Below are 24,731 nucleotides of genomic sequence, written 5' to 3'. Positions count from 1 at the left end.
CGCGCCGAACGCCCCCGTCTTTCGTTTGCATAAGTGAGGTAGGAATGACGACTGTAGCGACAACGCCAGCGGCCCCGGCGGCCGGGCGACAGCCCACCACGACGGCACCGAAGAAAAAGGGTTCCGGCGGCGGAATCATCCGCTACATCGTGATCCGCTTCCTGCTGATCTTCCCGACCATCTTCATCCTGGTGTCCATGGTGTTCTGGCTGATGCGCACCACGGGTGACCCGATCACCGCGGCTCTCGGTGGCCGGCTGAGCGCCGACCAGCTCGCCGAGCGGGTCGCCGCGGCCGGCTACGACAGGCCCATCCTGGTGCAGTACGTCGAATACCTCGGCCAGATTTTCACGGGCAACTTCGGCACCACGATCAGCACCAACCGGCCGGTCTCGGAGGTGCTCCTCACCTACGGCGCCGCCACAGCCGAGCTGGCGTTCTACGCCCTGCTGGTGGCCTTCATCGTCGGGATCCCGCTGGGCATGGTCGCCGCGTACTGGCGGGACAAGTCGCCGGATGCGTCCTTGCGAATCTTCGCAATCCTCTGCTACGCCACCCCGGTGTTCTTCTCCGGCCTGCTCTTCAAGCTCATTTTCGCCGTCTGGCTGAAGGTCCTGCCTGTCGCCGGCCGGGCCTCGACGAGCTCGGAGCTGCAGATGCAGCTGCTGCCGGGCAAAACCGGTCTGTACACCATCGACGCCATCCAGACCGGCAACCCGGCGATCCTGGTCGACGTCCTGACCCACGCGGTGCTGCCCGCCCTGGCCCTCGGTCTGCTGACCGCCGGGGTCTTCCTGCGCCTGGTCCGCACCAACGTGATCGGCACCCTGGGCACCGATTACGTGGACGCCGCCCGGTCCCGCGGGGTCAGCGAATTCAGGCTCGTGCGGAAGCACGCGTACCGGCCAGCACTGATTCCGATCATCACGGTGATCGGCCTCCAGATCGCCCTGCTCCTCGGCGGCGCCGTGCTGACCGAGACCACCTTCGAGTGGAAGGGGCTGGGTTTCATGCTTTCCGAATTCCTCCAGGCCAGAGACTTCGTCGCCGTCCAGGGCATCGTCGCCCTGCTCGCCGTCATCGTCGCCCTGTCCAACTTCATCGTGGACATCATCGCCGCGCTGATCGACCCGAGAGTGCGGTACTGATCATGACCCGGATCGATTCCCCGCCGCGCCGGCCCAGCCGCCTGGCCCGCCTGCCCATCATCCACCAGCTCCACCAGAGCGTCGGCCTGCAACGCGGGATGCTCGTGGCCGGCCTGGTCATCACGGCACTGTTCGTGCTCACCGCCATCCTGGCGCCACTCGTCGCGCCGTACGGCTACAGCCAGCTGCGCGGTCCGGACGGGGTCTTCGGCGCCCAGCAGCCGCCAGGTGGCGCACACCTGTTCGGCACCACCGTCGGCGGTTACGACGTGTTGTCCAGGGTGCTCTGGGGTGCCCAGACGGCCCTGTTCGTGATTGTGGTCGCCGTCCTGCTGTCGATCTTCGCCGGCGTGTTCCTGGGCCTGGTGTCCGGGTACTTCGGCGGCTGGCTCGACCGCGTGCTCGTCGTCGTCTGTGACGCCGTGTACGCCTTCCCATCGCTGCTGCTGGCCATCGTGATGTCCATCGTCATCTCCGGCGGCAAATCCGACCTCGTCGGCGGGGTCATGGCGGCAGCCATCTCGATCACCGTGGTGTTCATCCCGCAGTACTTCAGGGTGATCCGGGCCGAGACAGTGAGGATCAAATCCGAGGCCTACGTCGAATCCGCCCGGGTGCTGGGCTCCGGCAACATCCGGATCATGGTGCGGCACGTGTTGCGCAACGCCACCCGAACGCTGCCACTGATCTTCACTCTCAACTCCTCCGAGGCGATCCTCACCCTCGCCGGACTCGGCTTCCTCGGTTTCGGCATCGAACCGACCGCCGCATCCGAATGGGGCTACGACCTCAACAAGGCGATCTCCGACGTGTCCAGCGGCATCTGGTGGACCTCGTTGTTTCCCGGCCTCGCGATCGTGTTGGTGGTGATGGGCATCACCCTGGTCGGCGAGAGTCTCAACGACCTGGCCGACCCACGACTGCGCGGCCGCCGCGCGGTCGGCGCCAACGCCGGCCTGGTCGCCGAGACCTCCGTGGTCCCCGGCGGCACCCTGACCGCCGGCCCCGGCGGGCTCGGCGGGCTCGAAAGCGGCCCCCTCCACACCAACGACGGCGAGGCCACCTCATGAGCGATAACCGCACCGACCAGCAGACCGTCCTCAGGATCGCCGACCTCGGCGTGTCCTTCTCCACCGATGCCGGTGCCGTTCGCGCCGTCGACGGGGTCACCCTCAGCGTGCGTCGCGGCGAGGTCCTCGCCATCGTCGGCGAGAGCGGCAGCGGCAAGACCGTCACCGCCAAGACCATCCTCGGGCTGCTGCCGGAGACCGCGGTCTCCGAGGGCGCCGTGATCCTCACCAGCAGGGATGGGGCGAGTGAGAACAACGTCATCGCGCTCAGCCGCCAGCGCCTGCGCCAGGTGCGTGGCACCGACGTCTCCATGGTGTTCCAGGAGCCGTCCACGGCGCTGAACCCGGTATACACCGTCGGCTGGCAGATCATGGAGGGCATCAGGGCGCACGGCACCGTCAGCCGCGCCGACGCCAGGAAGAAGGCCATCGAGATCCTCGGCAGGGTCGGCATCCCCGACCCCGAGGTGCGGGTCAACTACTACCCGCATCAGTTCTCCGGCGGTCAGAAGCAGCGGGTGGTGATCGCCATGGCCCTGGTCCTCGAACCGGGCCTGATCGTCGCCGACGAACCCACGACCGCGCTCGACGTGACCGTGCAGGCCGAGATCCTCGACCTGCTCCGACGCTGCCGCGACGAGTTCGGGACCGCGATCGTGCTGATCACCCACAACATGGGTGTCGTGGCCGACCTCGCCGACAGGGTCGCGGTGATGTACCAGGGCAAGGTCGTCGAGGAAGCCGACGCTCAGACCCTCTTCAGCTCACCCCAGGATCCGTACACGCAGAAGCTCCTCGCAGCGGTGCCGTATGTGGGCCAGGGGGTCGTGCGGGCGGCGGAGCGGGCCGAGGCCCGTTCCCCGGAATGGGCCGCACAAACCCCCGTCGTCGTCGCGGACAACCTGCGCATCCAATACCCCGGCAGGCTCGGCCGGCCGGGCTTTGTGGCCGTGGACGGAGTGAGCTTCTCGATCCGCCCGGGCGAGGTGCTCGGCCTGGTGGGGGAGAGCGGGTCGGGTAAGACCACCATCGGCCGGGCCATCGCCGGCCTCACCAGGGTCACCGACGGGTCCCTCACCGTTCTCGGACACGAGATGAACGGATTCAAGGAGCGCCGGTTCAAGCACCTTCGCAGCGATATCGGCTTCGTGTTCCAGGACCCGGCCTCCAGCTTCAACCCGCTGCTCACCATTGCGGACTGCGTCGCCGAACCCCTCGTGGTACACGGCAGGGCCGCCAACCCCCGGTCCGCGCGAGCACGGGTCGACGAACTGCTCGAGGCCGTCCAGCTGCCGCGTGCCTTCGGTGACCGCTTCCCGCACGAGCTCAGCGGGGGTCAGCGCCAGCGGGCCAGCCTGGCCAGGGCCCTGGCGCTCGAACCTGCCCTGCTGATCGCGGACGAACCGACCTCAGCGCTGGACGTGTCTGTGCAGGCCAGGGTGCTGGAACTCTTCGCGGAGCTGCAGCGCGAATTCGGCTTCGCGGCCCTTTTCATCAGCCACGACCTCGCCGTTGTGGACATCCTCGCCGACCGGATCGCCGTGCTCTACCACGGTCGCCTGGTCGAGGAGGGCACCGGCGCCCAGGTGCTCGGATCGCCCCGGGACCCGTACACCCAGCGGCTTCTCGCGTCGCTGCCGGTGCCCGATCCGGCCGCCCAGGCGAAGCGGCGGGACGAACTCCGGAGGCTGCGTGCGGCAGGATAGAAGTCATGAGACGCGTCGAAGCAGATCCGTATCCGATCGTTGCCAGTGACCTGACCATCGAATACCCGGGCCACGGCGCCAGCCCCGCGTTCGTGGCGCTGCGCGGACTGACCCTGACCCTCGGCCGGGGGGAAGTCCTCGGACTGCTGGGCGAGAGCGGGTCGGGCAAGAGCACGATCGCCCGGGTGCTCTCCGGGGCGGACTCCGGGACCGGCCACGGTGACGTGCGCGCGCAGATCACCGGCGGGCAGGCGACGGTGCTCGGCTACCCGCTGCGGCGCATCGGCCGACGCAAACTCGCCAGGCTCACCCTCGGCGTGGGGATGCTCGCCCAGAACGCCGCGAGCACCCTCCCCGCCAGCCTCACCGTGGCGGACATCGTCGCCGAACCCGTCCTCGAACGCGATCGGCGCTACGACAGAGCGGCGTTGGAGACCCTCGTCGCGACGATGATCGACGCCGTGCGCCTGCCGCTCTCGGTGCTGGGCAAGTACCCCTATGAGCTCAGCAGCGGCCAACGCCAGCGTGTTGCACTGGCCAAGGCCCTGGTCTTCGGGCCGACGCTGCTCATCGCCGATGAACCCACCGCGGGCGTGGATGCCCTGGTGCGCGACGATGTCATCGACCTGATCGGCGAGCTGCAACGAGAACGTGCCTTTTCGGCCGTGCTGATCAGCAACGACCTGAGCGTGCTCCGTCGGGTCGCCGACCGGATCGGGGTCATGCACCAGGGCGTCCTGGTCGGGCTGGGCACCATCGACGAGGTCTTCGACAACCCGTGGCATCCCTACGTCGTCGAACTCGCGGCGGCGCTGACGCTGGACGGCGCAGCTCTGGATTCCACCGTGCTGGATTCCACAGCTTCGGATTCCACCGTGCTGGATTCCGCGGCGCACGATGTCGGGGCCGACACCGACCGGAGCCCGGAGGCATGACCGGGCAGCACCGCGCGGTCCTCTCCGACGAACCCGAGCGCGACCCGGGCGGATGGCGGCCGACGGCCGGTCCGGTAGCCATCCTGCCCGAGGACAACGCTCTCTTCGCCGGCGCCGTCGCGTCGGCCGGGGGAGTCGTCGCCCCGCTGTCACCGGACACCCGGGGACTCATCTGGCTGTCATACGCCCGCGCCGCGGAACTCGAGGAGGTGCTGGCGGAAAACCCCCAGATCGGCTGGGTGCAGCTGCCCTGGGCCGGTGTCGACGCTTTCGCCGACATTCTCTCCCGGCATCAGCGGCACGACCTGCTCGTGACCAGCGCCAAGGGCGCCTACGCCCAACCGGTGGCCGAACACGCGTTGGCCTTGATCCTGGCGTCGCTGAGGGTGCTCCCCGTGCGAGCCAGGGCGCGGTCCTGGAATTCGGTGCCCGCCGGAGCATCGCTCTATGGCCGATCGGTGCTGATCATCGGGGCCGGCGGCATCGCCCGTGAACTGATCCGGCTGCTCGAACCGTTCGGCACCCGCATCGTGGTGGCGCGTCGCAGCTCGGAGCCCGTGCCGGGAGCCGCCCGCACCGTGCCGGTGGGGCAGTTGAACACAGAGCTGCCCCTGGCCGACATCGTGGTGGTCGCTGCCGCGTTGACCGGAGACACCCGGCACCTGCTCGGCGGGGCCGAACTCGCCCTGATGGCGTCGACCGCCCACCTGGTGAACATCGCCAGAGGCCCCCTGGTCGACACCGACGCGCTCGTGGCCGCTCTGGCCGCCGGCACGCTCGCGGGCGCGGCCATCGACGTCACCGACCCGGAACCGCTGCCGGACGGGCATCCGCTCTGGAGTGAGCCCCGGTGCCTCATCACGCCGCACATGGCCGACACGCCCGAGATGACCGCGCCGCTTCTGGCCGAGAGAATTCGGCTCAATGTGGCCGCTTTGCTGGGAAACGGGCCGTTTGTCGGGGTTGTCGACCCCGCTGCGGGGTACTGAGCGTCCACTCGGATTTGGTGCACGGCGAACTTTTGGTAAAGTAACTACGCCGTTCAAGCGAGGGAAACTTTCGCTGAGCATGCATTCCTCGATAGCTCAATTGGCAGAGCAGCGCACTGTTAATGCGCAGGTTCTTGGTTCGAGTCCAAGTCGGGGAGCGAAAAGGCCACTAGGGGCTCCACCCCCGGTGGCCTTTTTTGTGCGTGCCGCTAGTCTGATCCCGAAAAGATGCGAAAGGTGGCGGTTGTGTTCCCCTGGCAGACCCTCAGCGCTGTACTGGCCGTGCTCACCGTGGCCGTGGTCATTCTCTGGTTGCTTGCCGTGGCGCAGCAACGCCGCAGCCGCTTCGCCAGATCGGCGGCCGAACGCGTGCGCATCGACCTGGAGCTGTCCCTCGCCGAGCAGCACGGGCGTCTCGCGATCATCCGCGAGTTGCAGGACATCGCCGTGCTGTCTCTCGCACGCCTCATCACCCGGGCCGAGGGGGCCCGGTACACGGCCGAGAGCGACCCATCCACGGCCGTGCGCGCGGCGACGGCCCTGGTCGAGGACGGCAGGGTCGCTCTCGCCGACCTGCGCCGGGTCCTGACCATCGCCAGGGAGGGCGAGGCCATCGCGACCAGCGCACCGGGCCTGCAATCGGCCCGCAGCCTCTTCGGCGTGATGCGCGACGCCGGCCTGGCCGTCGCCTTCACCGAGTCTGGTGACAGGTTCCCGCTCAAACCCGGGGCGGAGCTCGCCATCTACCGCATCCTGCAGAGCGCCCTCGCGAACGCGCTCAAGCACGGCGGGCCCGGCACCGAGGCCAGAGTGTCGTTCACCTGGACCCAGGACGGCCTGCAGCTCCTCATCGACGACGACGGCATCCGCGCGGCGGCCAAGCGGGAAAGCGCCTCGCCCTCGGATTTCGCCGCCAAGACCGCCTACACGATCGACGACGACCTCAAGGCCCTGAGCGAGAGCGTCTCGGGCGCCGGGATCACCCAGATGCGCGAACGAGCACAGCTCTTCGGCGGGATCTTCAACGCCGGAACCGTGCCGGGGGTCGGCTTCTCGGTCTCAGCCGTCTTCCCGTCGCTGCGGTTCCACAACGGTGTGCACGGCGTCAACCTGACCCGCTGACCCGCACGGCGTCTCAGCAGCTCAGCTTTCGAGGTCGTCCACACCGGGCAGCCAGGTCACGCCGGGCACACCCCAGCCGCGCTTCCGGCTGACCTTGGCGGCGATCTTGGCGTAAAAGTGTTCGAGCCGGTCCACGTAGAGGGTGCCGTCGAGGTGGTCGAACTCGTGCTGGAAAATCCGTGCCAGCCAGCCGTCGGCCCGGATCTCGAAGGGCTTCTGGTCAAGGTCCACGGCGCGCAACACGGCAGAGCCGGCCCGCTGCAGCGGAAACCGCTCGCCGGGAAACGACAGGCACCCCTCGACGTCTTCGTCCTCATCGGCCTCACCGGCGGGGACCGGCGTGATCCAGAGCTCCGGATTGATCGCGACCCCCCTGGTCTCGACCTCGTCGTCGTCGAGGTAGCTGAACGTGAACAGCCGCAGCCCGACCCCCACCTGGGGTCCGGCGAGACCGACACCGGGAGCGGCATCCATCGTCTCGAACATGTCCTGCACCAGCGTGCGCAACTCGTCGTCGAACTCGACGACGGGAGCGGCGGGGGAGTGCAGGACGGGGTCACCTGAAATTACTATCGGTCGAACGGCCATTCACCAAGGATATCGGCATGGATCTCGATAGTCTCGTTGAGTGACTCCCGACCTGACAGACCTGGCTGGAGAGATCGCGATTGATCCACGCCAGGCAATCGGCATCCCGCTCGCGTTGATCGGCGCTGTCTTCCTCTCCCTTGGCGCACAATTCCAGCACCGCGGTGTGACCAAGGTGGAAGCCCACACGAGGGAAATCACCGGCGGACTGAATACCCGGCAGCTGGTGCTCTTGCTCTCCCGGCCCTCCTGGGTGTTCGGCACCGTGATGCTCGGTCTGGCCATCGCCTTCCAGCTCACCAGCCTCGCCTTCGCGCCCCTCATCGTCGTGCAGCCCCTCGGGGCGGTGGCTCTGGTGATCACGGCGATTCTGAACGCCAGGGTCAGCCACGTCAAGCTGAACCGAGCCTCGGTCATCGCGATCGCGATGTGTGTCGGCGGGGTCGGACTCTTCGTCACCGTCGCCGCGTTCACGGCGGTCGACAAGCCCGTGACGGATGCGAACCTGATCACCATCCTGGTGGTCCTCGCTGTGGTCCTGGCCGCCTTCGCCGTCGCGTTCGTGCTGCTGCGCAGCCGGTTCAAGGCGATTTTTTACATCATCGGCGCCGGCGTGCTGTACGGATTCGTGGCCACCCTCGCCAAGGTGATCATCAACCGCATCCAGAACGGCAACGTCGAGTGGCTCACCGTCGTCTGCGTCGTCGGCCTGCTCCTCGCTGCTGCGTCGGGCGCCTACTTCGTGCAGAACGCATACTCGTCGGGTCCGCCCGACCTCGTCATCGCGGGTCTGACCGTGATCGACCCGATGATCGCCGTCGGCATCGGCGTCATCGTGCTCGGCGAAGCCTCTCAGGCGCCGACCTGGGCCGCCGTTCTTTTCGCGGTCGCCGGCGCCGTGGCGATGTGGGGCGTCTTCAGACTCGCGAAGTATCACCCGCAAACCCAGAGCTGACCGGTGCTTTTTCGTGAACGCGCCGCGTCTGGGGGGCTGCCATGGGTCAAGCGGTTTAGAATAGGGTGCTAACACACCTCGACGGCGAGAATCGTTGAGACCCAGACTTCGCGCCGGACGCTGATCCCCGGCCCACCTACGTAGGGACTATCCCACTTGAGCGCTTCATCTGATTTACCGGGCAGCTCGTCCGACCCGGCCATGCCGGGCACCACCCGACCCATCCGGGTTCTCATCGCCGCAGACACCTTCGCGCCCGATGTGAACGGCGCGGCCCGGTTCGCGGAACGGCTCGCCGCCGGCCTGGTCGGACGCGGCCACGTGGTGCAGATCATGGCTCCGGCTCCGACGCGCAAGCACGGCACCTGGACCGAGGTACACGAGGGCGAATCGATGACCGTGCACCGTCTGCACAGCTGGCGGTGGCGCCCGCACGACTGGCTCCGCTTCGCGCTGCCGTGGATCGTGCGCAAACAGAGCCGTGCCATCCTCGACTCGTTCCAGCCCGACGTCGTGCACTTCCAGTCCCACATCGTGGTGGGTCGCGGTGTGTCGATCGAGGCACAGAAACGCGGGATCCGCATCATCGGCACCAACCACTTCATGCCGGAGAACATGCTGCAGTTCTCCCTCGTTCCCAAGGGTTTCCAGGACCAGCTCGTCAAGGCACTCTGGAAGGACGCTGAACATACCTTCAAGCGTGCAGAGGCCGTCACCACGCCGACCCGCCGGGCGGCGGAGTTCCTGGAGAAGTACACGGGGCTCGCGGGGGTGCAGGCCATCTCCTGCGGAATCGACGCCGACAACTATTCCCCCAGCTTCGCTCCGCGCACCGAGAACCGGATTCTCTTCGTCGGCCGGGTCACCGGTGAGAAGCAGATCGACGTCCTGGTGCAGGCCGTCGCCCTGTTGGATCCGAACCTGTGTGCCCAGGTTGAAATCGTCGGCGGTGGCGACCAGCGCCGCAACCTGGAACACCTCGTGGAATCGCTCGGACTGAGCGCACAGTTCACGTTCACGGGTTATGTCACCGACGAGGAGCTGCGCGAGGCCTACACGCGTGCCACGGTGTTCGCGATGCCGTCCATTGCGGAACTGCAGAGCATTGCGACCATGGAAGCGATGGCGTCGGGTCTCCCGATCGTGGCGGCGAACGCAATGGCGCTGCCGCACCTGGTCCACGACGGGCAAAACGGCTACCTGTTCGAGCCGGGCAGCGCCCAGGACCTTGCGGACAAGCTGACCCGCGTGTTCACGACGTCGCCCGACGAACTGGACGCCCTCAAGAACGAGTCGCTGAAGCTGATCGAGGCACACGACATCAAGCGCACCCTGACGACATTCGAACGCCTCTACCGCGGCGTATCCACGGCGGACACGAACTCCAGCGTCCAGCCGGATCCGGCCGCGGCCCACCCTCCGGTCCTGGACGTCACGCCTCGGCGCGACTGAAGGGCGGCGCCTGGCCGATACTATGGTCAGGCACGGGGTGGTAGCTCAGCTGGTTAGAGCACGCGGCTCATAACCGCACGGTCACGGGTTCAAGTCCCGTCCACCCTACGAGAAAGCACGGTTTGTGTACATCCTGGTGACCCGATCGAGTTCGGAACGGCTCCGGGTCAGGGAGCTCGACGCCGCCGGCGTTCCCGAGGGTGCCGACACAACGCTCACGACCGACGAGTTCCGTGCGGTGGTGCGGGAACGCGATCAAGACGCGGTGCGCTGGGTCTGGGAGGACACCGCGCGGAGCTATCCCGTCCTGCTGCGGGGGAGTGTCACTGTCCAGCGCTGCCACGATCTACGGCTGTGTCACGCCATCCTGCGCAACTCGGCGCTGACCGGCGGAAGCGCGCTGGCGAACGCCCCGGCAAGCCGGTGGGATGCGCCTGCTGCGACCGTCCCCGTCGAATCCCCGGGGACGACCCTGTTCGAGATGGATCTGGGTCTGGCCGACGACGCCGGACCGGAGCCGGCCGACGACGACGTCCTGGCGGAGTTCCAGGCCCAGCTTCAGGCGGTCCACGCCTCGGCCGACCCCGGCCGGTTGCGTCTGCTCCTGGCGGCAGAATCCGTTGGCGCCCTCATCGCGGCCGAAATGCAGTTCGCCGGACTGCCGTGGCGGAGCGCGATCCATGACAGCCTGCTCACCGCAGAACTGGGCCCGCGGGCAGCCTCGGGCATCCGGCCGGCACGGTTGGAAGAACTCGCGGGGCGTATCCGCACCGAACTCGGCGACCTGGAGGTCAACCCGGATTCCCCGCCAGACCTGCTCCGGGCGCTCAACCGGGCTGGGCTGGCCGTGGCGACCACGCGGGCATGGGAGTTGGAGAAGCTCGAACACCCCGTCATCGAGCCCCTCCTGCGCTACAAGAAGCTGTCCAGGCTGCTCGCCGCCAACGGATGGTTCTGGATGGAGAGTTGGATCATCAACGACCGCTTCCACCCTGAGTACCTGCCGGGCGGGGTGGTGACCGGTCGATGGGCGACCCGCGGCGGCGGTGCCCTGCAGCTGCCCAAGCAGATTCGCGGCGCGGTCGTGGCCGACCCCGGCTGGAGCTTCGTGGTGGCGGACGCAGCCCAATTGGAGCCTCGCATCCTGGCCGCATTGTCCACCGACACCGCCATGGCCGCCGCCGGACGGGGCACTGACCTCTATGCCGGAATCGTGGCGAGCGGAGTGGTGGACACCCGCGCTCACGCCAAGGTCGCCATGCTCGGCGCCATGTACGGCGCCACATCCGGGGAAAGCGGGCGCCTGCTGCCTCGACTGGCGCGCGCATATCCGCGGGCGATCGCCCTGACCGAGGCTGCGGCGAGGGCGGGGGAGCGCGGCGACGTGGTCAGCACCCGGCTGGGCCGGTCCTCGCCGCGGCCAGGGGGCGGCTGGCAGGACGACCAGGCCCGCGGGTCAGAGGCCGGGGCGACACCGGCCGACGAACGCCGGGCCAGGAGCCAGGCCAGGGACTGGGGCCGGTTCACCCGCAATTTCATCGTGCAGGGAAGCGCCGCGGAGTGGGCGCTGTGCTGGATGGCCGAGATCAGGAAAGGGCTTCGGGCCCTGCCGGTCCCGCCACAGCCGCCCACCGTGTTCGCGCGCGGTCAGGTGCCGGCCCGGACGCCCCCCAGCCCGTTCGCGGACATCCCTCATCTGGTCTTCTTCCTGCACGATGAGGTCATCGTGCACACCCCTGCGGCACTGGCCGGCGAGGTGTCGCGAATCGTCACCGAGGCGGCCTCGACGGCGGGCCGACTGCTGTTCGGCGATTTCCCGGTGGACTTCCCGTTGACCTGCGTTGTAGTGGACAGTTACGCGGAGGCAAAATAGGTCACGACGATGTGCCGGGCCGACGGCCCCGTTTGGGTCGCTGCAGGCTCAGCTCGCGGTGCAGTCGAGGTTCCTCCTCCGCTGGAGGACGATCGGCGACAGCGGCCACGGTATCGAGCCAGGCAAGCGCGGCCCGGGCCTGGACGAGCTGGGCCTCGGTGGCCAACCGTTCCTGACCGGACTCCCAGGGACGCCCGCTCCCGTCTCCGCCGCGGTTCAGCCTCAGCTGCCAGGCGGATCGGTAGCCGGCCAGCAGCGGCGCAAGATCGACGTGCGGCAGGGACGAGGCGATCAGCACCCTGTCCAGCATGTCGGTCCAGTCGGCTCCGGAGTCGCTGTCGGTCTCCCGCAGCCAGGCCAGAGCCTCGGCGTGGCCGCCCCCGGTCAGCCTGTACAGCGGAAGACCATCCTCGGTGCTGCCCGCCGCCTCGACGGAGCCCTGGCGGACCAGACGCTCCAGGGTGCTGTAGATCTGTCCGACGTTCACCGTGCGCCGGCCGGCGGTGCGGGTCGCCAACTCGCCGTGCAGCTGGAAGCCGTATGCCGGGCCCATGGTGAGGATGGCGAGAAGCGAATTGCGTACCGACACGATGTCTCCAGCCTGCGGCTGCGACGGTCGCGGTCGACCTCTAAAGCCATACCGAATATACATTAGAGAACGACCGGCTGTTGGGATTTCCCGGCCGGGTGGGGCATAATTCAGCTAGCCGCCGAAATGTGTTCCGCGGGTCCTGGTTGAAAGTCGTTTGAGATCGTTGGGGAAGACGCACCTCGAACACCATCCAGGGAACGGAGAACACTATGACGGCACCCCGCACTCGTCAGTCACCGGCTGCACGGGGAGTTTTGTATGTGCACTCGTCGCCGCGCGCCCTGTGCCCCCACGTGGAGTGGGCCGCCGGCAGCGCGCTAGATGAGGCGGTCAGCTTCGACTGGAGCGAACAGCCTGCCCTCCCGGGCGCCCAGCGTGCGGAGTTCTTCTGGGAGGGTGCTGCGGGCGGCGGCGCGGCCATAGCGTCCGCCCTGCTCGGCTGGGATCAGCTGCGCTTCGAGGTGACCGAGGACCCGGGGCCCGGCCGCGATGGTGGCCGCTGGCTGCACACGCCGGCTCTGGGCATCCACTTCGCCCAGACCGACACGGCCGGGAACGTCGTCCTGCCGGAGGACCGTCTGCGTGCGGCCATCCACGCGGCGGGTACCGACTCCGTGCACCTGCACCGTGAGCTGCGGCGCGCCTTGGGCCAGGCCTGGGATGACGAACTGGAGCCGTACCGGCACGCCAGCGACTTCTCCAGCGTGGTCTGGCTGCACAATGTCGGCTGAGTGCGGGCGAGGCCGGGGCCCCGCCCGCGACGGCTAGACCGAGCGGAACGCGACGACGGCGTTGTGGCCGCCGAAACCGAACGAGTTGCTGATGGCCAGGAGATCGCCGGTGCCCAGGGCACGCGGCGAGGTGACCACGTCGAGCGGGATGGCGGGGTCCTGCTGGGTCAGGTTGATGGTCGGCGGAAGGATCCGTTCGGCCAGGGCCTTCACCGTGAACAGCGCCTCGATCGCGCCGGCTCCGCCGAGCAGGTGCCCGGTGGACGCCTTGGTTGCCGAGACCGGGATTCCGTCGAGGAGGTCCCCGAACACGCGGCGGAGCGCGTTGTACTCAGCGATGTCGCCCACCGGGGTGCTCGTGGCGTGGGCATTGATGTGCATCACGTCGGACAGGTCGGCCCCGGCGTTGTGGATCGTCGCGATCATGGCCCGCGCGGCGGCCGATCCCTCGGGATCCGGCGCGGTGATGTGGTAGGCGTCGCTCGTGATGGAGCCGCCGAGCAGTTCGGCGTAGATGTGCGCACCACGGGCGAGGGCGTGCTCTTCGGTTTCGATCACGAGGGCCGCAGCGCCTTCGCCGAGCACGAAGCCGTCGCGGCTGACGTCATACGGGCGGGACGCGGTGGCGGGGGAGTCGTTCCGCTTGGAGAGCGCCTGCATCGCCGCGAAGGATGCGATCGGCAGCGGGTGGATGGCCGCCTCCGAGCCACCGGCGATGACGACGTCGGCCAGTCCGGCCTGCAGACGGTTGTACGCGTTGACGAGAGATTCGGTGCTGGACGCACACGCCGACACGACCGTCGTGATGCCGGCGCGGGCGTGCAGGTCCATGCCGATCGCTGCTCCGGGACCGTTGGGCATCAGCATGGGCACGGTCATCGGCAGGACCCGACGGGGTCCACGCTCGCGCAGGGTGTCCCAGGCGTCGAGCAGGGTCCACACTCCGCCGATGCCGGTGGCCCAGTCGACGGCGAGACGTTCGGGGTCGACCTCAGGCATCCCGGCATCGGCCCAGGCCTCGCGGCCGGCGATCAGGGCGAACTGGCTGGACGGGTCGAGGCGTTTGGTTTCCTGACGGGCCAGAACGTCGACGGGGCGCACCCTGGCCTGGGCGGCGAAGGTGATGGGGAGCGCGGTGCGCTCAACCCACTCGTAGTCCAGAGTGGATGCGCCGGACTCGCCGGCGAGGAGGGCGTTCCAGGTGTCGGTGGCGTTCCCGCCGAGGGGCGAGGTGGCACCGAGGCCGGTGACAACGATTTTTTTGGTCATAACAACGACTCTCCGTCAGAACGTGCTCGAGTGAGAACGTGTGCGAAACGAGGTGGAAACCCCGGTTGGAGCGTCCCTGGAGAACGGACCGGCTGGCAGAGCCAACCGGCCCGTTCGGGCGTGGACCTAGTCCTGGGCCTTGACGATGAACTCGACGGCGTCGCCGACGGTCTTGAGGTTCTTGACCTCTTCGTCGGGGATCTTGACGTCGAACTTTTCTTCAGCGTTGACGACGATGGTCATCATCGAGATGGAATCGATGTCCAGGTCGTCGGTGAACGACTTGTCCAGCTCAACCGTGTCGGTTGCGATGCCCGTCTCGTCGTTGATGAGCTCGGCCAGGCCGGCAAGAACTTCTTCGGTGGACAATGCCATGTTGTTTCTCCTTGGGGGTGTCTCGTTTGACCGAGATTCAGTTTAGTTGGACAGAGGGGAGCTACGGCAGCACAACCACCTGCGCGCCGTAAACCAGGCCGGCTCCGAAGCCGATCTGGAGGGCAAGACCTCCGCTGAGTTCGGGGTGTTCCTCGAGCAAGCGGTGGGTGGCTAGGGGGATCGACGCGGCCGAGGTGTTCCCGGTCGTGGCGATGTCGCGGGCGATGACGACGGACTCCGGCAGCTTGAGCTGCTTGGCGAACTCGTCGACGATGCGCATGTTCGCCTGGTGCGGGATGAAGGCGGCGAGTTGGTCGGCGGTGATGCCGGCGGCGGCCAGGGTCTGCTTGGCGATCTTCGCCATGTCCCAGACGGCCCAGCGGAAGACGGTCTGGCCCTCCTGGCGCAGGGTCGGCCATTCCTTCTCGCCCCGTCGGTATTCCTGCAGGGTGCCGTTCATCCCCACGGCGTCAGCGCGCCCGTCCGAGCCCCACACCGAGGCGGAGATGCCGGGGTAGTCGCTCGGGCCGATGACAACGGCGCCTGCACCGTCACCGAGCAGGAACGAGATGCTCCGGTCGGTGGGGTCGACCATGTCGGAGAGTTTCTCCGCACCGATGACCAGGGCATAGTGGGCGGCGCCGGACCGGATGAGGGCATCCGCCTGGGCGACACCGTAGGCGTAGCCGGCGCAGGCGGCGTTGAGGTCGAAGGCGGCGGCGGGAACCGCACCGATACGCTCGGCGACGACGGCGGCCATCGACGGCGTCTGGCGGCCGTTGCTGATGGTGGCGATGATGATGGCGTCGATGAGCTCAGGGGCGATGCCGGAGCGTTCGATGGCCTCGAGTGCGGCGGTCGTTGCGAGGTCGACGGCCAGCACATCCTGGCTGGCCCTGGTGCGGGTGATGATTCCGGTGCGCTGCTGAATCCACTCGTCGGACGAGTCGATCGGGCCGACGATGTCGTCGTTGGGAACAATGAGGTCGCCGCGGGCGGCGCCGACGGCGAGGATGCGGGTGTACTGGGCGCCCTGCGACTGCAGGAGTTGTGGCTGGGTCATTCGTCTCTTCCGGTGGCGACTCTGGCTGATTCAGGCCTGGCGGTCGATCAGGTCGTACGCAGCGGGCAGGTCGTCGGGGGTCTTGATGGCCACGCTCGGGATGCCCCGCAGGGCGCGCTTGGCCAGTCCGACGAGTGCGCCGGCCGGTGCGACCTCGATGATTCCGGTCACTCCAGCGTCGGCAAACGACTGCATACACAGGTCCCACCGTACCGGCGACGACACCTGACCGACGAGCAGGTCGACGAAACGCGACCCGTCGGCCACGGTGCTGCCGTCATGATTCGTCCACAGCGGCAGGGTCGGGGTCTGCGGGTTCAGGCCTGTCGCCACGTCGGCGAGGTGCGCGACGGCGGGACGCATGTGGCGGGTGTGGAAGGCGCCGGCGACCTGGAGCGGGATGACGCGGCTCTTGGCGGGCGGATCAGCGGCGAGGGCGGCGAGGGCGTCGAGGTCACCGGCGACCACGATCTGGCCGCCGCCGTTGAAATTGGCCGGTTCCAGGCCGAGGTCTGCGAGTCGGGCCAGGAGTTCGGCCTCGTCCCCGCCGAGGACGGCGCTCATGCCGGTGGGCGTGACGGCGGCTGCGGCCTTCATGGCACGCCCGCGCTCCCCGACGAAGGTGAGAGCGTCCGAGGAGCTGAGGACTCCGGCGCCGGCCGCGGCGGTGATCTCCCCGACGGAGTGCCCGGCGATACCGCCGATGGCGTCGCGCCGGCCGTCGGCGAACAGGGCGGTGAGGGCGAGGAGCCCGGCGGCCACGATGAGCGGCTGGGCGATCGCGGTGTCGCGGATCGTGTCGGCATCAGCGACAGTTCCCGCCGTCACGAGGTCGGTCGAGGACTGCTCCGACATGGCGCGGAGCTGTTCGGCATAGGCCGGATCCTGCAGCCAGGGTTCGAGGAATCCGGGCGTTTGCGAGCCCTGACCGGGACAGACGACAACAATCATTTCCTTAGTCTCCCAATTCGAAACGGACGGAGGGTGTGGGCAATCTACCGACTATCCGCGGAACGTTTGTCAGATACCGCAAACGGGGGTTCAGCGGCGCCGAGTCGAGCCGTCGTGGTCACTGATCGAACCGATGATCAGCGCCGACTGCAGGATGAGCGCCTCTCTGGCCCCCGTCGCGTCATAGCCGATCACGTCGGACACCCGCTTGAGGCGGTAACGCACGGTGTTGGGATGCACGAACAGTTCACGCGCCGTCGCCTCGAGCGAGCGGCCGTTGTCCAGGTAGCACCACAGCGTGGTGAGGAGTTCGGTGGAGTGCGCCTGCAACGGGCGATAGATCCGGTGGATGAGCGTGGCGCGCGCGAGCGGATCACCGGCCAGGGCCCGCTCGGGAAGCAGGTCGTCGGCCTGCACCGGCCTGGGAGCGTTCCGCCAGGAGCGGGCGACGGCGAACCCGGCCAGGGCCGCCTTGGCGCTTTTGGAGGCATCGACGAGGTTGGGCACCTCGTGACCGAGGACGAGGTGGCCGGGGCCGAAGCTGGGCTCGAGCTGCATGGCGATCTCCATGAAACTGAGTGAGGACGGTCCTCCGGCGGCTTCGTCGGCCTCGGGGTTGGCCGGGTGGGCCCGGCCGATGACCAACACCAGCCGGTTGCCCTGCACGCCGATCAGCACGTCGGCGGTCATGTGCCGCGCCGCCCGGCGTAGCTGGTCGACGTCGAGCATCTTCGGTGTGGTGCCCACGAGCACACAGACCTCGCCGTGGCCGTGCCAGCCGAGGGCCGCGATCCTGCTGGGCAGTTCGTCGTCGTACTCGCCGCTGAGGATGGAGTCGACGACCAGGGCCTCGAGCCTGGCGTCCCAGAGCCCCCGGGCCTCCGCGGCGCGGGCGTAGACATCCGCGGCACCGAAGGCGATTTCGCGGGAGTACAGCAGGATCGCCTCGCGGAGGGTCTCCGAGCCGTCCTTGACCCGCTCTTCGACGACCTCGACGGTCACCCTGATCAGCTGCAGGGTCTGCTGCAGGCTCACCGAGCGGAGCAGTTCCCGGGGAGCGGCGCCGAAGACATCCGCCGCGATCCACGGTGTGGACCGTGGGTCGTCGTACCAGGAGATGAAGGAGGTGATGCCGGCCTGGGCCACCAGGCCGACGGCGGACCGCCGCCCTGGTGGCATGTCGCCATACCAGGGCAGCGTGTCCTCGAGTCGTTTCAGAGTCGCCGTAGACAACTCACCCGAAATTGTGCGCAACCAGGTGAGGGTCTGTTCCTTTGTCTTCGGCGCCGGTGACACGGTCCGGGTTAGCTCTCGCCACCGGCCGAGCCGGTGTTGCCGGCCAGGACATCGTGAAGGCGGTACTTGTCGATCGCCTGCTGGATGAGGCTGCGGTCGATTTCACCGCTGTTGGCGAGCTGCTGCAGCGTGCGGACCACCATGGACGGGCCGTCGATCTTGAAGAACCGGCGAGCCGCGGGGCGGGTGTCGGAGAACCCGAAGTCGTCGGCACCCAGGGTGGCGAAGTCGCCGGGGATGAACTGGCGGATCTGATCCGGAACGGCGTGCATGAAGTCGGACACCGCCACGAACGGACCGGCCGTGTTGGCGAGCTTGTCCGTCACATACGCGGTACGCGGCTCCTCGTTCGGGAAGAGGAAGTTGTGCTCCTCCGCCGCGAGGCCGTCCCGGCGCAGTTCCGACCAGGACGTGACCGACCAGACATCGGCGGACACCCCCCAGTCCTCGGCGAGCAGGGTCTGCGCTTCGAGTGCCCACGGCACCGCAACGCCGGAGGCCAGCAGCTGGGCCTTCGGGCCGGCCACGGTGGACTCCGACACGCGGTGGATGCCGCGGATGATGCCGTCGACGTCGACATCGGCCGGCTCGACGGGCTGCACCTGCGGCTCGTTGTACACGGTGATGTAGTACATGACGTTCGGGTCGGTGTGGGTGCCGCCGTACATCCGCTCGAGGCCGGACCGGACGATGTGCCCGATCTCGTACCCGAAGGCGGGGTCGTACGACACGACGGCCGGGTTGGTCGACGCGAGCAACGGCGAGTGGCCGTCGGCGTGCTGCAGGCCTTCACCGGTGAGGGTGGTCCGGCCGGCGGTGGCGCCGATCATGAAGCCGCGGGCCATCTGGTCGCCGGCGGCCCACATGGCGTCGCCGGTGCGCTGGAAGCCGAACATCGAGTAGAACACGTACACCGGGATGAGCGGCTCACCCTGGGTGGCGTACGACGTTCCGACGTTCGTGAAGGCGGCGAGGGCGCCGGCCTCGTTGATGCCGACGTGGATGATCTGGCCCTGCGGGCTTTCCTTGTAGGCCAGCAGCTGCGCGTGGTCCACCGACGTGTAGTGCTGACCGTTGGGGTTGTAGATCTTCGCGTTCGGGAAGAACGCGTCGATGCCGAAGGTGCGAGCCTCGTCGGGGATGATCGGCACGATGCGGTGGCCGAAGTCCTTCGAGCGCAGCAGCTCCTTGAGCAGCCGGACGAACGCCATGGTGGTGGCGATCTCCTGGGTGCCGGAGCCCTTCTTGGTCACGGCGTAGGTCGAGTCGTCCGGCAGGTTCACCTGGGTGTACTTGCTGCGACGCTCGGGCAGGTAGCCGCCGAGCGCGCGGCGGCGCTCGTGCATGTACTGGATCGCCTCGTCGTTCTCACCGGGGGTGTAGTACGGCGGCTGGTACGGGTTGGCCTCGAGCTGCGCATCCGTGATCGGCACGTGCATGCTGTCGCGGAAGGTCTTGAGGTTGTCCAGCGTCATTTTCTTCATCTGGTGGGTCGCGTTGCGCCCCTCGAAGCTCGGGCCCAGGCCGTAGCCCTTGACCGTCTTCGCCAGGATGACCGTCGGTTGGCCCTTGTGCTCCGATGCGGCCTTGAACGCGGCGTAGACCTTGCGGTAGTCGTGGCCACCACGCTTGAGGTTCCAGACCTCGTCGTCGGTGTAACCCTCGACGAGCTTGAGCGCGCGCGGGTCGCGACCGAAGAAGTTCTCGCGCACGTAGGCGCCACTCTCGGCCTTGTAGGTCTGGTAGTCACCGTCGGTGGTGACGTTCATCAGGTTCAGCAGGGCACCGTCGGTGTCACGGGAGAGCAGGTCGTCCCACTCGCGGCCCCACACCACCTTGATGACGTTCCAGCCGGCGCCGCGGAAGAAGCTCTCCAGCTCCTGGATGATCTTGCCGTTACCGCGCACCGGACCGTCGAGTCGCTGCAGGTTGCAGTTGACGATGAAGTTGAGGTTGTCGAGACCCTCATTGGCGGCGACCTGGAGCTGTCCGCGGCTTTCGACCTCGTCCATCTCGCCGTCGCCGAGGAAGGCCCAGACCTGCTGGTCGCTGGCGTCCTTGATGCCCCGGTTGGTCAGGTACCGGTTCAACTGCGCCTGGTAGATCGCGTTGATCGGGCCCAGGCCCATCGAGACCGTCGGGAACTGCCAGAAGTCCGGCATCAACCGGGGGTGCGGGTACGACGAGATGCCGTCGGGCGCGTGCGACTTCTCCTGACGGAAACCGTCGAGCTGGTTGGCACTCAGACGGCCCTCCAGGAAGGCGCGGGCGTAGGTGCCGGGGGAGGCGTGGCCCTGGATGAAGATCTGGTCTCCACCGCCCGGGTGGTCCTGGCCGCGGAAGAAGTGGTTGAAGCCGGTCTCGTAGAGAGCAGCTGAGGAGGCGTACGTCGAGATGTGGCCGCCGACCGCGATGCCGGGGCGCTGGGCGCGGTGCACGAGCACGGCGGCGTTCCAACGGATCCAGGCGCGGTAGCGGCGCTCGATGTCTTCATCGCCGGGGAAGTCAGGCTCGTTCGACGAGGCGATGGTGTTGATGTAGTCCGTGGTGGGCACCATCGGAACGTTCAGGTGCAATTCCTTGGACCGCTTGAGCAGGCTGAGCATGATCTCGCGGGCCCGGCCGGGGCCGTTGGCCGCGACCAGCGCGTCGAGGGATTGCGACCATTCGGACGTCTCATCCGGATCGGCGTCCGAGTTGTCCATTGAATACGGGTCTTGGTCGTTGACAGTCACACTCGACCTCTTTCTGTAGGGCAGATCGTGTGGGGGAAGATCATGCCTGGTTAGGCGTGCCGGACAGAACTAGGTCGGGTCACGACCGAAAGGCACCCCGTCAGCCTAGTGATTCTTACTGGGAAGCGCGTACGGCGGCGCCGCAGTATGCCGGGTCAGTGTTGGTGAAGCCTCCTGGGGCGGCTAGGCTTGCCCCCCGTATTCAGCCATCGTCCCCCGATGGCCGGAAAGGACACGCACCATGGCGCTGGAGAATGACACCCAGGCACCCGACTTCGAGCTCGTCAGCCAGTACGGCGAGCGAATCCAGCTCAGCCGGTACCGGGGTGAGAAGTCCGTGGCGCTGGTGTTCTTCCCCCTGGCCTTCTCCGGAATCTGCAGCGGCGAACTCTGCGAGCTGCGCGACAACCTCGCGCTCTTCGCCGACAACAGTGTCGAGCTGATCGGTATCTCCGTGGACTCCCGGCACACCCTGCGGGCCTGGGGAGACCAGGAGGGCTACGGGTTCACCCTGCTCGCCGACTTCTGGCCGCACGGCGCCGTCGCCAAGGAGTACGGGGTCTTCCTCGAAGACAAGGGCTTCGCCAACCGGGCGACCTTCCTGATCGATCCGGACGGCATCATCCGGGCGAGTTTCATCACCGCTCCGGGGGAGGCCCGCTCGCTCGCGGCGTATCGGGCAGCCCTCGACGAGCTGCAGCCGGCCTAGTTTTCCTCCCGGCCGGAATGTCGCTAAGCTCGTGCCATCCTGTTATCCGAAAATCTTCGGTCGGGGCCTTTAGCTCAGTTGGTAGAGCGCCACGTTTACACCGTGGATGTCATCGGTTCGAGCCCGGTAGGGCCCACACACTTCTGATCGTCGGTAGCCACGCGTGATTTATGATGGGGTGATGGCGACACAGACACGCGAGGGCCAACTCGTCGAGGCCTTCGTGACTCTCGCCGACACTCTGGTGGTCGGCTACGATCTCGTCGATCTCTTGCACACCCTCGTCACCCAGTGCGTGCCGCTCTTCGACGCCTCGGCCGCGGGCATCATCCTCACCGACGATGAGGAGTTCGAGGTCGTCGCTTCCACCAACGAGCGCAGCCGCCTCATCGAGATCCTCCAGCTGCGCAGCGGTTCCGGTCCGTGCGTGGAAAGTGTCATCACCGGGCACGCCGTCTCCGTTCCCGACATCGAGGCCTCCGGTCCGAAGTGGCCCCGATTCCGTGCCGGCGCCGTCGAGCAAGGCTTCAGGTCGATGTTCTCGGTGCCGATGCGCCTGCGGACGACCACGATCGGGTCGCTGAACCTGTTCTGGGACCGCACCGGTGGGCTGCCGGGTTCCGACGCGCCGACGGTGCAGGCCCTCGCCGACGTGGCCACGATCGGGATCCTTCAGGAACGGGCGTTGCGGGAAAGTGACGTCGCCCGGCAGCAGTTGCAGTACGCGTTGAGCAGCCGAGTCGTGATCGAACAGGCCAAGGGCGTCGTGGCCTACACCCGGAGCGCCACCATGGACGAGGCCTTCGCTCTGATGCGCCAGCACGCGCGGTCGAACGGGCTGCCGCTGGCCGAGGTGGCCGCGCAGATTGTCAGCGGAGACCTCGCGCTTTAGTCCGCACGGACGTAGTATTTGCCTATAGCCCCAGACCCTGGCTGCACGTGTCTTTTTCCGTGACAAGCAGGGAAGCATCATGAAACGCATTTTTCATCCGGGTGGCTCGATAGTCACCGGTACCGCACTGGCTGACGCTGTGATGCTCTATGCCGAAGCGCTGAGCAACCGTCGGGAAACCGATGTCGTCGACATCCCGGTGATAACCGCTGACGGCAGTCACGGTCGGGCGCAGTTCCTGATCGGGTCGTCCAGCCAACTGGTCTGCGTGACCAGCACCGAAAGCGACTGGGAACTGACCGAGATCGCGACGACCCAAGCGCTGCAGGACAAGGTGCGGGTGGGTACGATGGCCGCGTCGCTGGCGTGGGCGGGTGCGCCGCAGGGGTCGCCACAGTTCGACGAATTCGACTACTGACCGCGCCCGGCAGCATCACCGTGCGGGAAAGCAGCGGGTTCGGATGCCCTCAGGCGCTGGCCGACGATGCGAGCGACGTCGTGTCGCTCGTGGTGGGGAGCCCGCGTGCGATGAGAACGGGGACGTTGATGTTCATCAGGACGTCGTGGGTGACCGAACCGATCAGCGTGTTCTCGCCGTGCCGGGTCGATACTCCCAGGATCAACAGTGCGGCGTCGAAACTGGCGTCGAGGAGGGCCTCGGCCGGGTCCCGGTGCGCGACACGCCGTCGCACCGTGATCCGGGACGCCATGGTGGCGGCCTCGGTGGCGGCGTCCTGCAGCATACGCGCGGCCTGCGGGCTACGGTCCTCAACAGGGTCCGAGCGCGACGACTCGGATCGAGGCGAGCCCGGAGGAGCGTAAACCAGGAGCAGATCCTGGTCGAGTCTGGCCGCCTCCTGCGCGCCCAGCCGCACCGCGGACAGGGCGCCGTCGGTGCCGTCAACGCCGACGACGACGTCGTGGCGGGAATCGAGAGTCGTGTCTGGCACGATGGCCACCGAGCAGCGCGCCGCAGAGGCGATCTGTACGCTCCGCGAGCCGAGCACCCGGCCGCGCAGGAAGCCGGTCTTGTGGGTGCCGACGATCAGAAGGTCCTCGGGGCTGGGCAGTGTGGCGAGCGCCCACGCCGTGCCGCCGTGCACGATCCGCGTTGTCAGGGTCACCCCGGAGTGCAGCGCTGTGACCCGGGCGGACTCCTCGATCAGAAGTTCTTTGGCCTGACGCTCCGCATCGGCGGCAGCGTCCCGGCCGACCAGACCCCATTCGTCGTCGACCGTGTTGACGAGTACCACGTCGGCGTTCCGCTCTGCGGCGCGGCGGACCCCCCAGCGCAACGCGGCTCGGCTCGGGCCGGAACCGTCGACACCGATGTAGTAGGTGGCGCTCATTCTGACGCCCCCGATCGCTGCGGCTCGGCGGCGGGCCGGCTGCGCGGCACGACGACGACCGGGCAGGGCATGTTCAGGAGCACGTCGTGACTGACGGAGCCGAGAATCAGTCCAGCCACGGCACCGCGGCCGTGTGTTCCTACGACGAGAAGCGCCGCGTGCCCGGCTGCTTCGACCAGGGCAGGCGCCGCGGCGCCCTGTACCAGGGTCCCGGATGCGTCGACCGCCGGGTGTTGGGCCCTGACCCGTTCGAGGGCACGGGCCAGGATGTCCTCGTGCGCCTCGATCAGGGCGTCGAACGGCACAGCGGCGCCGTAGTCCACACCGAGAGTCGCCGGGATCGACCAGGCATGCACGAGTACGAGCGGTACGGCGCGGCGGGCGGCCTCGGCCGCCGCGACGTCGAGGGGGGCATCCATGGTGCCGTCATCCTCGATGCCGACCACGACCCTGTCGCCGCCGGCGACCCAGCCGGCCGGAACGACCACGACGGCCGAGTGCGCGTGAGCGGCGAGCCGAAGCGGCAACGTGCCGTGCACGGCGCCGGCCAGCGCGCTGGTCTTGTTGGTCCCGATCACGAGCAGGTCGGCCGCGGACGAAGCCCGCACCAACTCGTCGACGGGAACACCACGGCGCACGACACCTGTCGCCTTGACCGCGGGGACGTTCTGCGCCACAAAACGGGTGGCCTCGGCCAGGGCGCGTTCGTAGACGGGCTGAAAATCATCCTCGGGGCCGCCGACCGGCGACCAGCCGAGTTCAACGACGGTGGTCAGCTCCAGACTCAGCGGCACGTCCTCGGCCCTGGCCAACGCCCAGTCCAGGGCGGCCCGGCTCGCCGGCCCCCCGTCAACGGCTACGATCACTCTCTCAACCATGAGTTGATCTCCAGTTCTTCCCGGGGTGCTTCGGGAGATGACACATCTCCAGA

The 24,731-nt window shown here is 67.8% G+C and carries 23 protein-coding genes and 3 tRNA genes; 16 read left to right on the top strand and 10 right to left on the bottom strand.

The annotated features are described in order from the left end of the window. The first annotated feature begins 44 nt into the window (after positions 1 to 44). From E3T19_RS16820 to E3T19_RS16790, 7 genes are all read left to right on the top strand, one after another. A complete protein-coding gene (locus E3T19_RS16820) occupies positions 45 to 1,148 on the top strand; it encodes an ABC transporter permease (RefSeq protein ID WP_088456124.1) in 1,104 nt (367 codons plus the stop codon). Positions 1,149 to 1,150: 2 nt separating this feature from the next. Next, a complete protein-coding gene (locus E3T19_RS16815; protein ID WP_088456125.1) occupies positions 1,151 to 2,218 on the top strand; it encodes an ABC transporter permease in 1,068 nt (355 codons plus the stop codon). Beyond that, complete coding sequence (locus tag E3T19_RS16810; protein WP_134409398.1) at positions 2,215 to 3,924, top strand: ABC transporter ATP-binding protein; 1,710 nt, start codon at positions 2,215 to 2,217, stop codon at positions 3,922 to 3,924. The genes E3T19_RS16815 and E3T19_RS16810 overlap by 4 nt, the downstream gene beginning before the upstream one ends. Before the next feature lie 5 nt (positions 3,925 to 3,929). Beyond that, the gene (locus tag E3T19_RS16805) at positions 3,930 to 4,859 is read left to right on the top strand and encodes an ATP-binding cassette domain-containing protein (protein WP_088456127.1); all 930 of its coding nucleotides are present in this window, start codon (positions 3,930 to 3,932) and stop codon (positions 4,857 to 4,859) included. After that, positions 4,856 to 5,848: a D-isomer specific 2-hydroxyacid dehydrogenase family protein gene (locus E3T19_RS16800; RefSeq protein WP_134409397.1), complete on the top strand. Its 993-nt coding sequence runs from the start codon at positions 4,856 to 4,858 to the stop codon at positions 5,846 to 5,848. Before E3T19_RS16805 ends, E3T19_RS16800 begins: the two co-directional genes overlap by 4 nt. Before the next feature lie 85 nt (positions 5,849 to 5,933). Beyond that, positions 5,934 to 6,006, top strand: a tRNA-Asn gene (locus tag E3T19_RS16795). 88 nt (positions 6,007 to 6,094) lie between these two features. Beyond that, positions 6,095 to 6,970, top strand: a complete 876-nt coding sequence (locus E3T19_RS16790; protein ID WP_241980328.1) for a sensor histidine kinase — start codon at positions 6,095 to 6,097, stop codon at positions 6,968 to 6,970. Between the two features lie 21 nt (positions 6,971 to 6,991). On the opposite strand, the gene def is transcribed toward E3T19_RS16790, so the two are convergent. Next, positions 6,992 to 7,558: a peptide deformylase gene (gene def / locus E3T19_RS16785; protein WP_103459751.1), complete on the bottom strand. Its 567-nt coding sequence runs from the start codon at positions 7,556 to 7,558 to the stop codon at positions 6,992 to 6,994. A gap of 40 nt (positions 7,559 to 7,598) precedes the next feature. Here def and E3T19_RS16780 point away from each other — a divergent pair, with 40 nt between their 5' ends. The 4 genes from E3T19_RS16780 (at position 7,599) to E3T19_RS16765 (ending at position 11,838) form a co-directional block, all read left to right on the top strand. After that, positions 7,599 to 8,513, top strand: a complete 915-nt coding sequence (locus E3T19_RS16780; protein ID WP_088456131.1) for a DMT family transporter — start codon at positions 7,599 to 7,601, stop codon at positions 8,511 to 8,513. A gap of 201 nt (positions 8,514 to 8,714) precedes the next feature. Further along, on the top strand, positions 8,715 to 9,965 hold the full coding sequence (locus tag E3T19_RS16775) for a glycosyltransferase (protein ID WP_088456132.1): 1,251 nt from the start codon (positions 8,715 to 8,717) through the stop codon (positions 9,963 to 9,965). 34 nt (positions 9,966 to 9,999) lie between these two features. Next, positions 10,000 to 10,073 (top strand) — tRNA-Ile (locus E3T19_RS16770). A 16-nt stretch (positions 10,074 to 10,089) separates the two neighbouring features. Beyond that, complete coding sequence (locus E3T19_RS16765; protein ID WP_134409395.1) at positions 10,090 to 11,838, top strand: bifunctional 3'-5' exonuclease/DNA polymerase; 1,749 nt, start codon at positions 10,090 to 10,092, stop codon at positions 11,836 to 11,838. Between the two features lies 1 nt (position 11,839). Here the strand turns inward: E3T19_RS16765 and E3T19_RS16760 are convergent, their stop codons facing one another. Then, the gene (locus E3T19_RS16760) at positions 11,840 to 12,427 is read right to left on the bottom strand and encodes a PadR family transcriptional regulator (RefSeq protein ID WP_166788912.1); all 588 of its coding nucleotides are present in this window, start codon (positions 12,425 to 12,427) and stop codon (positions 11,840 to 11,842) included. Between the two features lie 212 nt (positions 12,428 to 12,639). Here E3T19_RS16760 and E3T19_RS16755 point away from each other — a divergent pair, with 212 nt between their 5' ends. Next, positions 12,640 to 13,161, top strand: a complete 522-nt coding sequence (locus E3T19_RS16755) for a DUF3145 domain-containing protein (protein WP_088456135.1) — start codon at positions 12,640 to 12,642, stop codon at positions 13,159 to 13,161. Positions 13,162 to 13,194: 33 nt separating this feature from the next. On the opposite strand, the gene E3T19_RS16750 is transcribed toward E3T19_RS16755, so the two are convergent. The 6 genes from E3T19_RS16750 to aceE all read right to left on the bottom strand — a co-directional run bounded on the left by E3T19_RS16750 (position 13,195) and on the right by aceE (position 20,850). Then, entirely contained in the window at positions 13,195 to 14,430 is a 1,236-nt protein-coding gene (locus E3T19_RS16750; protein ID WP_103459755.1) for a beta-ketoacyl synthase, read from the bottom strand. A gap of 126 nt (positions 14,431 to 14,556) precedes the next feature. After that, positions 14,557 to 14,805: an acyl carrier protein gene (locus E3T19_RS16745; protein WP_022883990.1), complete on the bottom strand. Its 249-nt coding sequence runs from the start codon at positions 14,803 to 14,805 to the stop codon at positions 14,557 to 14,559. Positions 14,806 to 14,866: 61 nt separating this feature from the next. Next, entirely contained in the window at positions 14,867 to 15,868 is a 1,002-nt protein-coding gene (locus tag E3T19_RS16740) for a beta-ketoacyl-ACP synthase III (protein WP_088456137.1), read from the bottom strand. Between the two features lie 30 nt (positions 15,869 to 15,898). Next, entirely contained in the window at positions 15,899 to 16,819 is a 921-nt protein-coding gene (locus tag E3T19_RS16735) for an ACP S-malonyltransferase (protein ID WP_088456138.1), read from the bottom strand. Positions 16,820 to 16,909: 90 nt separating this feature from the next. Continuing rightward, positions 16,910 to 18,052 (bottom strand): PucR family transcriptional regulator, encoded by a 1,143-nt coding sequence (locus E3T19_RS16730; protein ID WP_370289680.1) that lies wholly within the window; start codon positions 18,050 to 18,052, stop codon positions 16,910 to 16,912. 71 nt (positions 18,053 to 18,123) lie between these two features. Then, positions 18,124 to 20,850 carry a pyruvate dehydrogenase (acetyl-transferring), homodimeric type gene (gene aceE / locus E3T19_RS16725; protein WP_088456140.1) on the bottom strand — a complete coding sequence of 909 codons (2,727 nt, stop codon included), beginning with the start codon at positions 20,848 to 20,850 and terminating at the stop codon, positions 18,124 to 18,126. Between the two features lie 241 nt (positions 20,851 to 21,091). On the opposite strand from aceE, the gene E3T19_RS16720 reads away from it, so the two are divergent. The 4 genes from E3T19_RS16720 (at position 21,092) to E3T19_RS16705 (ending at position 22,869) form a co-directional block, all read left to right on the top strand. After that, the gene (locus tag E3T19_RS16720; protein WP_088456141.1) at positions 21,092 to 21,559 is read left to right on the top strand and encodes a peroxiredoxin; all 468 of its coding nucleotides are present in this window, start codon (positions 21,092 to 21,094) and stop codon (positions 21,557 to 21,559) included. A gap of 63 nt (positions 21,560 to 21,622) precedes the next feature. Continuing rightward, a tRNA-Val gene (locus E3T19_RS16715) sits at positions 21,623 to 21,695 on the top strand. A 45-nt stretch (positions 21,696 to 21,740) separates the two neighbouring features. Beyond that, entirely contained in the window at positions 21,741 to 22,451 is a 711-nt protein-coding gene (locus E3T19_RS16710) for a GAF and ANTAR domain-containing protein (RefSeq protein WP_088456142.1), read from the top strand. Between the two features lie 79 nt (positions 22,452 to 22,530). After that, the gene (locus E3T19_RS16705) at positions 22,531 to 22,869 is read left to right on the top strand and encodes a hypothetical protein (protein ID WP_133159863.1); all 339 of its coding nucleotides are present in this window, start codon (positions 22,531 to 22,533) and stop codon (positions 22,867 to 22,869) included. Positions 22,870 to 22,918: 49 nt separating this feature from the next. Here E3T19_RS16705 and E3T19_RS16700 read toward each other — a convergent pair whose 3' ends face one another. Then, positions 22,919 to 23,800, bottom strand: a complete 882-nt coding sequence (locus E3T19_RS16700; RefSeq protein ID WP_088456144.1) for a universal stress protein — start codon at positions 23,798 to 23,800, stop codon at positions 22,919 to 22,921. After that, the gene (locus tag E3T19_RS16695) at positions 23,797 to 24,678 is read right to left on the bottom strand and encodes a universal stress protein (RefSeq protein WP_103459760.1); all 882 of its coding nucleotides are present in this window, start codon (positions 24,676 to 24,678) and stop codon (positions 23,797 to 23,799) included. Before E3T19_RS16695 ends, E3T19_RS16700 begins: the two co-directional genes overlap by 4 nt. Positions 24,679 to 24,731: the final 53 nt, after the last annotated feature.

This window comes from Cryobacterium sp. TMT4-31 (assembly GCF_004403385.1).
Classification (GTDB): domain Bacteria; phylum Actinomycetota; class Actinomycetes; order Actinomycetales; family Microbacteriaceae; genus Cryobacterium; species Cryobacterium zongtaii.
This window is presented reverse-complemented; position numbering and strand designations above follow the sequence as displayed.